Origin of the sequence: Duganella sp. Root198D2 (assembly GCF_001428585.1) — a bacterium.
In the GTDB taxonomy this organism is placed as follows: Bacteria; Pseudomonadota; Gammaproteobacteria; order Burkholderiales; family Burkholderiaceae_D; genus Rugamonas.
On sequence record NZ_LMIC01000003.1, the window covers coordinates 190,814 to 206,152 of the forward strand.

Annotated in this window: 14 protein-coding genes; 10 read left to right on the plus strand and 4 right to left on the minus strand. The window is 63.6% G+C overall.

The annotated features are described in order from the left end of the window. Window positions 1-9: 9 nt before the first annotated feature. The 3 genes from ahcY to metF all read left to right on the plus strand — a co-directional run bounded on the left by ahcY (window position 10) and on the right by metF (window position 2,667). Window positions 10-1,425, plus strand: a complete 1,416-nt coding sequence (gene ahcY / locus ASE26_RS06000) for an adenosylhomocysteinase (protein WP_055928180.1) — start codon at window positions 10-12, stop codon at window positions 1,423-1,425. 62 nt (window positions 1,426-1,487) lie between these two features. Next, window positions 1,488-1,838 carry a phage holin family protein gene (locus ASE26_RS06005; RefSeq protein WP_055928182.1) on the plus strand — a complete coding sequence of 117 codons (351 nt, stop codon included), beginning with the start codon at window positions 1,488-1,490 and terminating at the stop codon, window positions 1,836-1,838. Beyond that, window positions 1,831-2,667, plus strand: a complete 837-nt coding sequence (gene metF, locus ASE26_RS06010) for a methylenetetrahydrofolate reductase [NAD(P)H] (RefSeq protein ID WP_055928269.1) — start codon at window positions 1,831-1,833, stop codon at window positions 2,665-2,667. Before ASE26_RS06005 ends, metF begins: the two co-directional genes overlap by 8 nt. On the opposite strand, the gene ASE26_RS06015 is transcribed toward metF, so the two are convergent. Then, the gene (locus ASE26_RS06015; RefSeq protein WP_082591299.1) at window positions 2,654-3,238 is read right to left on the minus strand and encodes a 5-formyltetrahydrofolate cyclo-ligase; all 585 of its coding nucleotides are present in this window, start codon (window positions 3,236-3,238) and stop codon (window positions 2,654-2,656) included. The genes metF and ASE26_RS06015 overlap by 14 nt on opposite strands. A gap of 63 nt (window positions 3,239-3,301) precedes the next feature. On the opposite strand from ASE26_RS06015, the gene ASE26_RS06020 reads away from it, so the two are divergent. The 5 genes from ASE26_RS06020 to ASE26_RS06040 are packed head-to-tail and all read left to right on the plus strand — an operon-like array spanning window position 3,302 to window position 8,577. Continuing rightward, complete coding sequence (locus ASE26_RS06020; protein ID WP_229207101.1) at window positions 3,302-5,242, plus strand: lytic transglycosylase domain-containing protein; 1,941 nt, start codon at window positions 3,302-3,304, stop codon at window positions 5,240-5,242. A gap of 27 nt (window positions 5,243-5,269) precedes the next feature. Then, complete coding sequence (locus tag ASE26_RS06025; RefSeq protein ID WP_055928189.1) at window positions 5,270-5,989, plus strand: glutathione S-transferase family protein; 720 nt, start codon at window positions 5,270-5,272, stop codon at window positions 5,987-5,989. 5 nt (window positions 5,990-5,994) lie between these two features. Then, entirely contained in the window at window positions 5,995-7,110 is a 1,116-nt protein-coding gene (locus ASE26_RS06030) for a CCA tRNA nucleotidyltransferase (protein WP_057245781.1), read from the plus strand. After that, window positions 7,097-7,777, plus strand: a complete 681-nt coding sequence (locus tag ASE26_RS06035) for a GNAT family N-acetyltransferase (RefSeq protein WP_057245764.1) — start codon at window positions 7,097-7,099, stop codon at window positions 7,775-7,777. Before ASE26_RS06030 ends, ASE26_RS06035 begins: the two co-directional genes overlap by 14 nt. 11 nt (window positions 7,778-7,788) lie before the next feature. Then, complete coding sequence (locus ASE26_RS06040; protein WP_055928194.1) at window positions 7,789-8,577, plus strand: ABC transporter substrate-binding protein; 789 nt, start codon at window positions 7,789-7,791, stop codon at window positions 8,575-8,577. On the opposite strand, the gene ASE26_RS06045 is transcribed toward ASE26_RS06040, so the two are convergent. The 3 genes from ASE26_RS06045 to ASE26_RS06055 form a co-directional block, all read right to left on the minus strand. Continuing rightward, window positions 8,519-9,430, minus strand: a complete 912-nt coding sequence (locus ASE26_RS06045) for a bile acid:sodium symporter family protein (protein ID WP_055928196.1) — start codon at window positions 9,428-9,430, stop codon at window positions 8,519-8,521. The genes ASE26_RS06040 and ASE26_RS06045 overlap by 59 nt on opposite strands. A gap of 78 nt (window positions 9,431-9,508) precedes the next feature. Further along, complete coding sequence (locus ASE26_RS06050; protein ID WP_055928197.1) at window positions 9,509-9,835, minus strand: hypothetical protein; 327 nt, start codon at window positions 9,833-9,835, stop codon at window positions 9,509-9,511. A 3-nt stretch (window positions 9,836-9,838) separates the two neighbouring features. Next, a complete protein-coding gene (locus ASE26_RS06055) occupies window positions 9,839-10,360 on the minus strand; it encodes an Lrp/AsnC family transcriptional regulator (protein ID WP_055928200.1) in 522 nt (173 codons plus the stop codon). 127 nt (window positions 10,361-10,487) lie between these two features. Here ASE26_RS06055 and hppD point away from each other — a divergent pair, with 127 nt between their 5' ends. Both hppD and ASE26_RS06065 read left to right on the plus strand, forming a co-directional pair. Continuing rightward, entirely contained in the window at window positions 10,488-11,615 is a 1,128-nt protein-coding gene (hppD, locus tag ASE26_RS06060) for a 4-hydroxyphenylpyruvate dioxygenase (protein WP_055928203.1), read from the plus strand. 91 nt (window positions 11,616-11,706) lie between these two features. Next, on the plus strand, window positions 11,707-15,255 hold the full coding sequence (locus ASE26_RS06065; protein ID WP_055928206.1) for an indolepyruvate ferredoxin oxidoreductase family protein: 3,549 nt from the start codon (window positions 11,707-11,709) through the stop codon (window positions 15,253-15,255). Window positions 15,256-15,339 lie beyond the last annotated feature (84 nt).

Here is a 15,339-nt window from a genome sequence, read left to right on the forward strand (position 1 = left end):
GAGGGCGTGATGAACGCCGTACTCAAAGATTCCCAAGACTACATCATCGCTGACATCGGCCTGGCCGCATGGGGCGAAAAAGAAATCAAGATCGCCGAAACGGAAATGCCTGGCCTGATGGCAATCCGTGAAGAATTCGCCGCTGCGCAGCCGCTGAAAGGCGCCCGCATCACCGGCTCGCTGCACATGACCATCCAGACCGCAGTGCTGATCCGCACCCTGGAAGCATTGGGCGCGCAAGTGCGCTGGGCCTCCTGCAACATCTACTCGACCCAGGACCACGCCGCAGCCGCTATCGCAGCCGTCGGCACCCCGGTGTTCGCGGTCAAAGGCGAAACCCTGGCCGACTACTGGGACTACACCCACCGCATCTTCGAATGGCCAGGTGAAGGCGTGTACTCCAACATGATCCTGGACGACGGCGGCGATGCAACCCTGCTGCTGCACCTGGGCGCCCGCGCTGAAAAAGACATCTCCGTGCTGAACAACCCGGGCTCGGAAGAGGAAATCTGCCTGTTCAACTCCATCAAGGCCCACCTGGCCAAGGATGCGACCTGGTACTCCAAACGCCTGCCGGCAATCCTGGGCGTGACCGAAGAAACCACCACCGGCGTGCACCGCCTGTACCAGATGCACAAGGAAGGCAAGCTGGCTTTCCCTGCCATCAACGTGAACGACTCCGTCACCAAGTCCAAGTTCGACAACCTGTACGGCTGCCGCGAGTCCCTGGTGGACGGCATCAAGCGCGCGACCGACGTGATGGTGGCCGGTAAGGTCGCCGTGATCGCCGGCTACGGCGACGTGGGCAAGGGTTCCGCGCAAGCCATGCGCGCCCTGTCGGCGCAAGTGTGGGTGACCGAGATCGACCCGATCTGCGCCCTGCAGGCTGCAATGGAAGGCTACCGCGTGGTGACCATGGATTACGCCGCTGAACACGGCGACATCTTCGTGACCTGCACCGGCAACTACCACATCCTGACCGAAGCGCACATGCTGAAGATGAAGGACCAGGCCATCGTCTGCAACATCGGCCACTTCGACAACGAGATCGATGTCGCTTCCCTCAAGAAGTACCAGTGGGAGAACATCAAGCCGCAGGTGGACCACGTGATCTTCCCTGACGGTAAGCGCATCATCCTGCTGGCCGAAGGCCGCCTGGTGAACCTGGGCTGCGGCACCGGCCACCCTTCGTATGTGATGTCGTCCTCGTTCGCCAACCAGACCATCGCCCAGATCGAACTGTTCGCCAACACCAAGGCTTACCCGGTCGGCGTGTACACCCTGCCCAAGCACCTGGACGAAAAAGTCGCGCGCCTGCAGCTGAAGAAGCTGAATGCGCAGCTGACCACCCTGACCGACGAGCAGGCAGCGTACATCAATGTGAAGGTCGAAGGCCCGTACAAGCCTGAACACTACCGTTACTAAGCAGTCCCTTGCCCTGCCGCCCGCGCGGGCGGCAGGGCCCAAGTTTGCCAAGGTTACTCATTATGCGTTTGGTCCTCACCTGGATAATCAATGCCGCCGCCCTGTTCGCGGTGCCTTACCTCATGCATTCCGTCAGTGTCACAAGCATTGGCGCCGCTTTGGTTGCTGCCCTCCTGCTTGGCCTGGTCAACACCCTGGTGCGCCCCGTATTGCTGCTGCTGACATTGCCGGTGACGGTGCTGTCGCTTGGCCTGTTCATCTTCATTATCAACGGCTTCATGTTCTGGCTGGTGGCGAAAATGGTGGACGGCTTCCACGTGGACAGCTTCTGGTCAGCCATTGGCGGCGCTCTGCTGTACAGCGTGATTTCCTGGGCCTTGTCTACCCTCCTGTTGAAAGACAATGATGGCTAACCATAATTTCAGTATCGAGTTCTTCCCGCCGAAAACGGCGGAAGGGACGGAAAAGCTGCGCCTCGTGCGCGCCAAACTGTCCGAGCTGCATCCCAAGTATTTTTCCGTGACCTTCGGCGCCGGCGGTTCGACCCAGCAGGGCACCCTGGACACGGTGCTCGAGATCATGGCGGCCGGCGAAGAGGCCGCGCCGCACCTGTCTTGCATCGGCGGCACGCGCGAATCGATCCGCACCATCCTGCAGCAGTACAAAGCGCACGGCATCAAGCGCCTGGTGGCGCTGCGCGGCGACCTGCCTTCCGGTTACGGCATGTCGGGCGAGTTCCGCTACGCCAATGAGCTGGTCGAATTCGTGCGCGCTGAAACGGGCGACTGGTTCCATATCGAAGTGGCGGCCTATCCGGAGGTGCACCCGCAGGCACGCTCGCCGCAGGACGATATGCAGGCCTTCGTGCGCAAGGTCAATGCCGGCGCCGATGCCGCCATCACCCAGTACTTCTACAACGCCGACGCCTACTTCCATTTCGTCGACGCGGCGCAGAAGGCGGGCGTGAATGTGCCTGTCGTGGCCGGCATCATGCCGATCACGAATTACACGCAATTGATGCGCTTCTCGGATATGTGCGGTGCCGAGATTCCGCGCTGGGTGCGCTTGAAACTGGCATCGTTCGGCGACGATTCGGCCTCGATCAAGGCGTTTGGCCTGGACGTGGTATCGGACCTGTGCGAACGCCTGCTGGCCGGCGGCGCGCCGGGCCTGCATTTCTATTCGATGAACCAGGCCGTCGCCACGACGGCCCTGTGGAGCCGCCTGGTCAGTCCTCAGTGAGGATGCGGTCGAGCGCCACATCGTGGCCATCGCTGCCGAAATCGGCAGCGAGGCAGCGATAGGCCACCCCCACGGTGGCCGGGCGCGGTTCGCGCGCCAGTGTGCGGTCGTAGAAGCCGCCGCCATATCCCAGGCGGTAGCCCTGCGCGTTATAGCCCAGGCAGGGTATCAGTAAAGCCGGCGGGTATTCCTGCACCAGGCGCAGCGTGGCCGGCACGGCCACTCCCATCGCATCCTTCACCATCGGCTCGCCGATAGTCCATTTCGCGAACGCCAGCGGCGCATCCTTTTCCAGCACCACCGGCAGCAGCAGTTCCACGCCCAGTTGCGCCAGTTCCACGTAACAGGCATGCAAGTCTGGCTCATCGCGCAGCGGCCAGTACACCCCTAGTGCACCGATGCCGGATTCGCGCCACCACTGGACCACTTTCGCACCAATTTCCTTGTCCCACTGCGCCCGCGTTTCCGCTGCCAGCGTGCGGCGCGCCGCCAGCATCATCTGGCGCAGTTCCGCCTTGCCGGATGCTGGCTGGCCGTCGCCGTTGCGTGGTATCCTAGTTGGGCTGGTCATATCGTGAATTACCTTGAGAGTCGTACATTGATTTCCACCTCGAAACGGATAGCCGGCGCACTGATGGTTGCAGCATGCGCCGCCGCGCCGCTGGCCTTGGCGCAGGATAACGCAAGCGACAGCCGCAAGGAAGATGATGCCTTCCTCCTGCTGCGCGATTCGGTACGGCGCGACGACGCCGCCAAGGCCGAGTTTTACGCCTCCCGCCTGGCCGACTACTCGATTCCTTCCTACGTCGAATACTACCGCCTGAAAGCCCGCTTCAAGGAAGCCACCGATCCCGAAGTGCGCGCCTTCCTGGGCAAATACCAGGGCAGCGCCATCGCCGACCGCATGCGCAACGACTGGCTGCTGGAGCTGGGCCGCAAGCGCGAGTGGGCTACCTTCGACGAACAGTTTCCGCAGTTCGTGCTGCAGGACGATACCCAGGTCAAGTGCTACAACCTGTTGTCGCGTCTTTCCAAGGGCCAGAACGTCGCCGCCGATGCGCGCGCGCTGCTGGTCTATCCGCCGTACTACGGCGATGGCTGCGGCGCCCTGATCGCAGCGCTGGCGCAAACCGGCCAGTTCACCGAAGAGGACTTGTGGACGCAGGTGCGCCTGGCCGGCGAAACCAACTCCACCGGCCCGGCCAAGCGCATCGTGATGCTGCTGAATGGCTCGGACAAGAAAATGGCCCAGGCGGTGGACTTGCCGACGCTGGCGCTGGCCAAAGGCGCCGGCAGCACGCGCGCCGACCACGAGACCTTCCTGGTGGCGGTGGGCCGCGGCGCCCGCACCAGCATGAACCTGGCCCGGATGGCGCTGGAAAAGAATTCGCCGCAGCTGACGCCGCAGGAACGTGCCATCGGCTGGGCCAACCTGGCCCTGGTCTCGTCCTACTCATTCTCGCCTGACACGGCGGGCTACTGGGCCAGGTCGGCCGGTGCGCCACTGTCCAGCGACCAGGTGCAGTGGAAGACCCGCATCGCCCTGCGTGAGCGCGACTGGAAAACGGTGCGGGCCACCATCGCCGCCATGCCGCCGTCGTTGCGCAAGGACCCGGCCTGGATCTACTGGAACGCGCGGGCCATCGCCGCCGAAGCGGGCAGCAACACGCCGGAAGTGCTGGCGGCCTACCGCAGCATTGCCGACCAGTCCAGCTATTACGGCATCCTGGCCGGCGAAGAACTGGGCCAGCTGGTCACCATTCCCGCCCCCGGCGCGGCGCCGACGCCAGCAGAAATGGCAGCGATCTCCACCAATCCTGGGCTGCAGCGCGCGCTGAAGTTTTTCGAAATGCGCCTGCGCTTTGAAGGCACGCGCGAATGGAACTGGGAAACGCGCAGCCTGAACGAGCGCCAGCTGATCGCCGCCGCCGAATTCGCGCGCGAGAAGCACGTGCTGGACCGCATGGTGTACACCTCCGAGAAAACGCGGGTGCAGGCCGACTACACGCACCGCTACCCGGTGCCGCATGACGACATCATGCAGCCGACCACCAATACCCTGGGCCTGGACCGCGCCTGGGTGTATGGCCTGATCCGCCAGGAATCGCGCTTCGTGATGGATGCGCAGTCCTCGGCCGGCGCCTCGGGCCTGATGCAGGTGATGCCTTCCACCGGCCGCTGGGTGGCGCGCAAGATCGGCCTGACCGACTTCGTGCAGGGCATGCTGACCGACGTCAAGACCAACATCCTGCTGGGCGCGAACTACATGAACATGGTGCTGGGCAGCATGGACGGCTCGCAGGTGCTGGCCACCGCCGCCTACAACGCCGGCCCTGGCCGCCTGCGTTCCTGGCGCACGCAGTTGACCAAGCCGATGGACAGCACCATCTTCATCGAATCGATTCCGTTCGTGGAAACGCGCGGCTACGTGAAAAACGTGATGGTCAACGCCACTTATTATGCCGCGCTGTTTGAAGGCCGGCCGCAATCGCTGAAGGCGCGCCTGGGCGGCACCGTCTCGCCAAAGGGCTACAGCGAACAGGAACAACAGGAAGCCGCCTACGGCGGCCGTTAATTTGCCCACTGGGAGATCAGAGGAAACATGCACACCACAGAACTCGACCCGAAACTTGCCGAAACCCTGGCCGCAGCGCGTGAACCGGGACTGACCCTGATTATCGGCAACAAGAACTATTCCTCGTGGTCGATGCGCCCGTGGGTTGCGATGAAAGCCTTCAACATCCCGTTCACCGAAGTGCGCGTGCTGCTCGACCAGCCCGACACCTCGAACAACATCGCCAAGTACAGCGCAAGTGGCCGGGTACCGGTGCTGCTGGCCGGCGACATGGCGATCTGGGACAGCCTGGCCATCTGCGAATACCTGGCCGAGCAATTCCCCGACAAGCCTTTGTGGCCGCGCGACGTGGCAGCGCGTGCGCTGGCGCGCTCGGTCTGCGCCGAGATGCACAGCTCTTTCGGCAGCCTGCGCACCACGATGTCGATGAACATCAAGGGCAGCTACCCGGGCAAGGGCCGCACGCCGGCGACCCAGGCCGATATCGGCCGCATCAGCGAAATGTGGGAAGAGTGCCTGAGCCGCTTCGGCCACAACGAATACCTGTTCGGCGAGTTCTCGATAGCCGACGCCTTCTTCGCGCCGGTGGTGTGCCGCTTCAAGACCTACGGCGTGGTGCTGCCGCCGGCGTTGTCGGCCTACTGCGAGCGCATGCGCAGCCATCCGGCGGTCGACGCCTGGATTGCAGGCGCGCTCGCTGAAACCGAAGCCGCGCCACTGCACGACGCGGAGATGCCGGACGATTGATGGTGATGAAGACTTACGTGGTCGGCGGCGCGGTGCGCGATGAATTGCTTGGTTTGCCCGTCAAGGACCATGACCATGTGGTGGTAGGCGCCACGCCGGAAGAAATGGTAAAGGCCGGCTTCCGGCCGGTCGGCAAGGATTTCCCGGTATTCCTGCACCCGCAAACGCAGGAAGAATATGCGCTGGCGCGCACCGAGCGCAAAACGGCGCCCGGCTACAAGGGTTTCGTGTTCCACACTTCCAGCGACGTGACGCTGGAAGAAGACCTGGTGCGGCGCGACCTGACCATCAACGCCATTGCGCGCGGCGACGACGGCGTGCTGGTCGATCCCTACAACGGCCGGCAGGACATCAAGGACCGCATTTTCCGCCACGTGTCGGACGCATTCGCAGAAGACCCGGTGCGCATCCTGCGCCTGGCGCGTTTCGCCTCGCGCTATCCGGATTTCCGCGTAGCGCCGGAAACCAATGCGCTGATGCAGCGCATGGTGGAGGAGGGCGAGGTCGATGCGCTGGTGCCCGAACGGGTATGGCAGGAAATCGCACGCGGCCTGATGGAGCAGAAGCCTTCGCGCATGCTGGAAGCGCTGCGCGACTGCGGCGCACTGTCGCACATCATCCCCGAGATCGGCGACGGCTTCGCCGTGGCGCCGGTGGTCGACCGCGCCGCCGAGGCGGATGTCGAGTTGCCAGTGCGCTTTGCCGCGCTGACGCTTGCGCTCGAAGTGCCGCAGGTCGAGCAGGCCGGCAAGCGCCTGAAAGTGCCGACCGAATGCCGCGACCTGGCAGTCATGGCCGCGCGCGAGCGCGGCAGCGTGGAAAACGCGCAGGAGCTGGACCCCGCCGCCCTGGTCAGCCTGTTCGAGCGCTGCGACGGTTTCCGCAAACCGGCGCGTTTCGCGCAGATGGTGGCCGCTGTGGAATGCGCCGGCCGCGCCCCGCCTGCCCGGCGCGAACTGCTGGCCAAGGCACTCGACGCAGCGCGCGCGGTCAACGCCGGCGAGATCGCCCAGCGCTCGGCGGCTGCGCCGCAGGAGATTCCCGGGCTGGTGCGCGCGGCCCGCGTGCAAGCGGTGAGCGAGACGTTCGGCGCCCAGGAGTGGCTCGATGACCAGCCTTAACTTTTTCCGCAATCCCCTGCGCGGCCTGTTCGGCGGCAAGGACCGGCCGACGGTGCCGGTCAAGGAGTTGCGCGAGCGCGACCGCCGCCGCATGCTCAAGCATTTCCTGGCGCTGGAGCGCCACGACCGGCTGCTGCGTTTCGGCACGCCGGTCAACGACGAACAGATCATGCGCTACGTGGGCAGCATCGATTTCGACCGCGACCTGATATTCGGGGTGTACAACCGCGTTTTCCAGCTGGTGGCGGTAGGCCACCTGGCCTTCGCCGACCGCGATGCCGACAAGCACAAGGCCACCGAGAAGGACCAGGTGGCGGAGTTTGGGGTGTCGGTCTCGAAGTCGGCGCGCGGCCTTGGCATCGGCTCCAGGCTGTTCGAACGCGCCAACATCGCCTGCCGCAACAGCGATGTCGACACCCTGTACATGCATTGCCTGTCGTCCAACGCGACGATGATCCATATCGCCAAAAAGGCCGGCATGGAAATCCACCGCGACTACGGCGAGGCCGATGCCTATCTCAAGCTCGGCCCGGCCGACCCGGCCAGCGTGCTGCAGGAAGCGATGGAAGAACAGCTCGCGTCATTCGATTACGCTTTGAAAGCCAACGTCCGCGCTGCCGCAAAACTGTTCGACAAGATCCCTGGGGTAAAATCGGACGAAAAGTAGAGGAGGCTTCCATGCCGTTCGCCCTGCGCAGCATTGCTTTAGCCGTTACCATGGCCGCACCGCTGGCGCAGGCGTCGGGTGCGCCCTTGAAGTTCTGCTTCGAAGACATCCCGCAGGCGCCCTGGACCATGCCGGATGGCACGGGACTGAATATCGAACTGCTGAAGCGCGCAGCCAGGATCACCGGCGACCAGATCAACTTTGTTCCCCGCCCATGGAAGCGCTGTGAAGAAGAGACCCGCACCGGCGTGATCGACGCCATGGTCGGCCCTTCCGACAACCCGCGCCGGCGCACCTACAGCCGGCCGCCGACCAAGGCCGATGGCTCGCAGGACCCGGAACGCGCCATGTACCGCGACCATGTCGACCTGTACCTGCGCGTGGACAGCGGAGCGAGCTGGGATGGCAAGACCCTGGTCAACCCGCGCAAGCTGGTGGTGGCGCAGCGCGGCTACTACATCGTGGATATGCTGCAGGCGCGCGGCCAGACGGTGATCGACACGCCCAAGACGGCGGAAGAGGGCTTGCGGCTGCTGGCCGCCGGCAGCGCCGATGTCGCCGTGCTGATGGGCCGCGATGCGGAAAACCTGCTGAAGGAAGACCCGCGCTACCAGGGCCGCGTGGTGCTGGCCAAGCAGCCCTTCGCCAGTTTCGACTTCCACCTGATGGTAGGGCGCAAGGTCTACGACAAGGAGCCCAAGCGCTTCGAAGCACTCTGGAGCGCCATCGCCAAGGTGCGCGCTACTGCGGACTACCAGCGCCTGGAGCAGTCGCTGGTGCGCCAGCATGAACACGACTGACCGCGGCCCGCATGAAATAGGCGAAAGCCAGCCCGCTCACATACATCAGCACACCGTACAGCGCTCCGGGCAAGGCGAAAGCATCCTGTTTCAGCACGCTGCTGCCGATCACCATGGCCAGGGTGCCGTTCTGGATGGCAGTCTCGATGCCAAGCGTGACCGATTGCTGGCGCGACAAGCGGGCCAGCCAGGCGGCCCCGAAGCCGCAGGCCAGCATGGTCACGTTCAGCGCCATCGCGAACGGCGCGAGGGTATGGAAGTTGTCGCGCAAGAGCACCCAGTTCTTCGCCACCGCTGCCATCACGATCAGGACGAACAGCACGGCAGCGATTTTGGTGCAGCTGCCTTCGATGCGCAGGCCCAGGGCAGGCTTCATATGGCGCAGCGACATGCCAATGGCAACTGGCAGGCCGAGCATCAGCACCATCTGCTTCATCATCGCGCCGACCGGCGCCTCGACCTTCTGGCCGCTGCCGGCAAAGTATTCCAGTGCGAAGGATACGATCAGCGGCAGCGTGAAGATGGTCAGCACGCTGGCCACGGCGGTAAAGCTCAGGGCCAGCGCCACGTCGCCGCGTGCGATGTAGGTGAGCAGGTTGGAGGTAGTGCCGGTAGGGCAGGCCGCCAGGATCATGAAGCCCACTGCGAAGGCGCCGCCGATACCCGTCGCCTGCAGCATGCCGAAGCAGGCCAGCGGCAGCAGCACGAAATGGCACAGGACACCGACCAGCAGCGCGCGCGGCTGCTTCACGATGCGGCCAAAGTCGGCGGGCGCCAGGCCCAGGCCAAGGGAAAACATGATGAACGCGAGTGCTGCGGGCAGCAGCACGGTTGAGACGATGTCTCCTTGCATGGCGGGGTCTCCTTTGCGCTCGCATGTGGCGAGCTTGTCATTGTCTTAATATTGACACGACCCGGGCAACGCCGGCAACTACCGCGCAAGCAAGGCGAAAGCGAGCAAGGCGATGATGCCCGCGCCCAGGACGGCCAGCACGTTCACGCTCCACTTGACCAGGCCATGCTGCGGCCTCCTTAGCCAGATGGCGCCTGCCACAGCGCCGGCGATGGCTGCCAGGACCTGGCCAGCTGCGATCACCAGCAGCATGGCTGCACCGAAGGCGGCGCCGGCATAGCCTGACGGCGCCGGACCGAATGCGAGGCTGATCGCCAGCAGCAGTAGCGGCAGGGCCAGCATGGCGGCAGCCAGACCGCCTTTGGCCGCGGCGAACCACAGGGGGGCTTTAACTTCGGTCTGCATCGGTCAGATCAGCGGCAAGGCGGTGGTGTCCTTGATGCGCTGCAGGGCGAAGGAAGACTTCACATCCAGCACGGCCGGATGGCGCAGCAGGGTCGCCATCATGAAGCGCGAGAAGTGGTCCATGTCTTCCACGTGCACGCGCAGCAGGTAGTCCATTTCGCCGGTCATGGCGTAGCAGGCCACCACTTCCGGCCATTGTTCGACCGCCACCGCGAAATCGGCGCGCGGCGAGGTGCCGGTGGGATTCACGCCGAGGGCGCGGGCGTTGCTGTGGGCGGCGGCGTCGCTGTGCTTTTCCAGGCGCACATTGACGTAGGCCAGCAGGCCCAGGCCGATCTTGTCCGGGTCCAGCAGCGCCACGTACTGGCGGATCACGCCTTCCTCTTCCAGGCGCTTGATGCGGCGCAGGCAGGGGGAAGGGGAAAGGTTGACTTGCTCTGCGACATCCTGGTTCGACAGCCGGCCATCCGTTTGCAAGATGGACAATATCTTGCGATCCGTTTTATCCAGCGCAATCTTGGTCATAAATTCCTCTTTCGCTCGGTGTTTTCGCAATATTATTGCTCAATCCAATCAATGTTGGGAAATGTTTGCAATTAAATGTCGCTTGCAGGGGACTATACTGTGCGCAATTCTAATAGGGAGACGCACCATGAAATTCACCCCCTGGGAAAACCCCATGAACACCGACGGCTTCGAGTTCGTCGAGTTCGCGGCACCCGATCCCAAAGCCCTGGGCAAGCTGTTCGAAAACATGGGCTTCACCGCGATCGCCCGCCACCGCCACAAGGACGTGACCCTGTACCGCCAGGGCGATATCAACTTCATCATCAATGCCGAGCAGGATTCGTTTGCCCAGCGCTTCGCCCGCCAGCACGGTCCGTCCGTGTGCGCCATCGCGATCCGCGTGGACGATGCGGCCTTCGCGTACAAGCGCGCGCTGGAATTGGGCGCGTGGGGTTTTGACAACAAAACCGGCCCGATGGAGCTGAATATCCCCGCCATCAAGGGCGTCGGCGACTCCCTGCTGTATCTGGTCGACCGCTGGCGCGGCAAGAATGCCGCGGATGGCAAGCCGACCGGCGCCATTGGCGACATCTCGATTTACGACGCGGACTTCGTGGCCATCCCGGGCGCCGAAGCCAACCCGGTCGGCAATGGCCTGACCTATATCGACCACCTGACCCACAACGTGCACCGTGGCCGCATGAAGGAGTGGGCTGACTTCTACGAGCGCCTGTTCAACTTCCGCGAAGTGCGCTACTTCGATATCGAAGGCAAGCTGACCGGCCTGAAGTCGAAGGCCATGACTTCGCCTTGCGGCAAGATCCGCATCCCGATCAATGAATCGTCGGACGACAAGTCGCAGATCGCCGAGTACCTGAATGAGTACCACGGCGAAGGCATCCAGCACATCGCGCTGGGCACCGACGGCATCTACGATTCGGTGCAGGGCCTGCGCAACCAGGGCATCGTGTTCCAGGACACGATCGAGACCTACTACGAGCTGGTCAACCGCCGCCTGCCCAACCATGGCGAGAACGTGGAAGAACTGCGCCGCCTGCGCATCCTGATCGACGGCCACTCGAACGAGTCCGAGCGCGAACTGCTGCTGCAGATCTTCACCCAGAACGTGATCGGTCCGATCTTCTTCGAGATCATCCAGCGCAAAGGCGACCAGGGCTTCGGCGAAGGCAACTTCCGCGCGTTGTTTGAATCGATTGAGCTGGACCAGATCCGCCGCGGCGTGCTGGATGACCCGGGCCAGACGGCTGCATAAAACCGGTTCACCGGTTTAGAGAATTCCGGCAGCCCCGCACTTAAGACGGGGCGCCGTTCTAATCTTTTAGAAGTTTTTGGAGACACACCTGATGAACGCACCCGTCAAGAGCGGCGAGCTATCGCCCGCGCACGACATCACCCTCGACGACAAGTGGACCCTGGAGCGCGGCCGCGCCTTCATGACCGGCACCCAAGCCCTGATCCGCCTGCCGATGCTGCAACGTGAACGCGACCTGAAAGCCGGCCTGAATACCGCCGGCTACATCACCGGCTATCGCGGTTCGCCGGTCACCTCGGTCGACCAGACCGCGATGAAGGCCAAGAAGCACCTCGACGCGCACCACGTCAAATTCCACCCGGGCATGAACGAAGACCTGGCGGCGACCGCCGTCTGGGGCACCCAGCAGACCAACCTGTTCGAAGACGCCAAGTACGACGGCGTGTTCTCCATGTGGTACGGCAAGGGCCCGGGCGTCGACCGCTGCGGCGACGTGTTCAAGCACGCCAACAACGCCGGCTCGTCCAGGCACGGCGGCGTGCTGGTGCTGGCAGGCGACGACCATGCTGCGAAATCGTCTTCCACCGCGCACCAGTCGGACCACATCCTGAACGCCTGCGGCATCCCGGTGCTGTATCCGGCGTCGGTGCAGGAATACATCGACTACGGCCTGCATGCCTGGGCGATGAGCCGCTACACCGGCCTGTGGGTGTCGATGAAGTGCGTGACCGACATCATCGAGTCGGGCGCCGTGGTCGATTTCGACCCGGACCGCGTCCAGATCCAGATGCCGGAAGACTTCGAGCTGCCAGCAGGCGGCCTGAATATCCGCTGGCCGGACACCGTGCTGGACATGGAAGTGCGCATGAACAGCTACAAGTGGTACGCCGCGCTGGCCTATTGCCGCGCCAATAAGCTGAACAAGATTATCTGGGATGCGCCGAAGCCGAAGATCGGCATCATCACCGCCGGCAAATCCTACCTCGACACCCGCCAGGCGCTGGCCGACCTGGGCATCGACGAACAAGCCGCTGCCGACATCGGCATCCGCCTGTACAAGATCGGCATGACCTGGCCGCTGGAAGCGGACGGCGTGCACGAATTCGCCAAGGGCCTGGACGAGATCCTGGTGGTGGAAGAAAAGCGCCAGATCCTGGAATATGCGCTGAAGGAGGAACTGTACAACCTGCCGGACGGCGAACGTCCGCGCGTGGTCGGCAAGTTCGACGACACCGGCGAGTGGAGCAACAAGGGCAAGACCGGCCACGGCGACTGGCTGCTGCCTGCGACCTATGAGCTGAACCCGGCCCAGATCGCACGCGCCATCGCATCGCGCATCGAGCACTATTGCAAGGACCATCCGGTAGCGGCGCGCGTGAAAGAGCGTATCGCCTTCCTGGAAGCCAAGGAAGCAGCCCTGAAAAACCTGCCGGCCAAGGCCAATCCTGAGACCGACCGCATTCCTTACTTCTGCTCCGGCTGCCCGCACAACTCCTCGACCAAGGTGCCCGAAGGTTCGCGCGCCATGGCGGGTATCGGCTGCCACTACATGGTGCTGTGGATGGACCGCGAAACGTCCACCTTCACCCACATGGGCGCGGAAGGCGTGACCTGGGTCGGCCAGGCGCCGTTCACCAACGAGAAGCACGTGTTCACCAACCTGGGCGACGGCACCTATTTCCACTCGGGCATCCTGGCGATCCGCGCTGCCGTGGCGGCGAAGGTGAACATCACCTACAAGATCCTGTACAACGACGCGGTGGCAATGACCGGCGGCCAGAACGTGGACGGCCCGCTGGACCCGGGCATGATTTCGCGCCAGATCGCGGCGGAAGGCGTGACCCCGATCATCGTGGTCACCGACGAACCTGAGAAATATCCGGACGATTACAACTGGGCGCCGGGCGTCACCGTGCGCCACCGCTCCGAGCTGATGGACGTGCAGAAGGAACTGCGCGACAAGCCGGGCGTGTCGGCCATGATCTACGACCAGACCTGCGCCTCCGAAAAGCGTCGCCGCCGGAAAAAAGGCGAATTCCCCGACCCGGCCAAGCGCGCCGTGATCAATGAAGCCGTGTGCGAAGGCTGCGGCGACTGCTCCGTGCAGTCCAACTGCCTGTCCGTGGAGCCGCTGGAAACTGAACTGGGCCGCAAGCGCCAGATCAACCAGTCCAGCTGCAACAAGGACTTCTCCTGCGTCAACGGCTTCTGCCCGTCCTTCGTGACGGTGGAAGGCGGCGGCCTGAAAAAGCCGAAGAAAGCAGCTGCAGCGGGCGGCGGCGAAGTACCGGCCCTGCCATCGCCGGTACTGCCTTCGACCGCCAACCCATACGGCATCCTGATCACCGGCATCGGCGGCACCGGCGTGGTGACCGTCGGCCAGATCCTGGCTGTTGCGGCTCACGTGGAAGGCAAGGGCGCCATCGTACTGGACATGTCCGGCCTGGCCCAGAAGGGCGGCCCGGTGATGTCGCACGTGCGCCTGGCCGACAAGCAGGGCGACCTGCACTCGACCCGCGTCGGCACCGGCAGCGCCAACCTGGTGATCGGCTGCGACCAGATCGTGACCGCGTCGAAAGACGCGCTGTCGCGCATGGGCGAAGGCCGCACTTACGCTGCCATCAATTCGACCGGCGCCACCACCGCGGCCTTCGTGAAGAACCCCGACTGGCAGTTCCCGGGCACTTCTTCGCAGGCCGAGATCAAGCGCGCCTGCGGCGAAGCCAATGTGGACTTCGTCGACGCCGGCAAGATCGCGACCGCGCTGATGGGCGACTCGATTGCCACCAATATGTTCATGCTGGGCTACTCCTTCCAGAAAGGCCATGTGCCGCTGTCGGAAGAAGCGCTGATGAAGGCGATTGAACTGAATGGCGTGCAGGTTGGCTTCAACAAGTCGGCCTTCAACTGGGGCCGCTACTGCGCGCACGACAGCGCCGCCGTGGCCAAGCTGGCCACCCCGGCAAGCGTGATCGAATTCAAGCGCACCCAGACGCTGGAAGAGATCATCGCCAAGCGCGTCGAACTGCTGACTGCCTACCAGGACGCCGCATACGCCAGGCAGTACAGCGATTTCGTGGCCCAGGTGCAGGCAGCAGAAGGCGCGCTGGGTTCGAAGAAACTGACCGAAGCCGTGGCCCGCTACTTCTACAAGCTGATGGCCTACAAGGACGAGTACGAAGTGGCGCGCCTGCACAGCGACGCGGCCTTCCGCGCCAAGATTGAAGGCATGTTCGAAGGCGACTATAAGGTGAAGTTCCACCTGGCGCCGCCGCTGTTTGCGAAGAAGGACAAGGAAGGCCACCTGGTCAAGCAGGAATTCGGCCCATGGATGCTGAAGGCCTTCGGCGTGCTGGCCAAGTTCAAGGGCCTGCGCGGCTCCGCCTTCGACGTCTTCGGCTACACCGCAGAGCGCAAGATGGAACGCGCCCTGATCGGCGAATACCGCGACACCGTGTCCGCTCTCCTGGGCAAGCTGACCGCCGATAACCTGGCAACCGCCGTGGCGATTGCGCGCATCCCTGAAGACATCCGCGGCTACGGCCACGTCAAGGAACGCCACCTGAAGGCGGCCAAGCAGAAGGAAGCAGCGCTGCTGGCGGAATTCAGCAGACCGGCGGTTGCAACGCACGCAGCCTGATACCACGCGGTTTCATGAAAAGCCGGGGCCCGTCCCCGGCTTTTTTCATAAGCATCTGCAAAATCATTCGTTCAGTAATAAAGA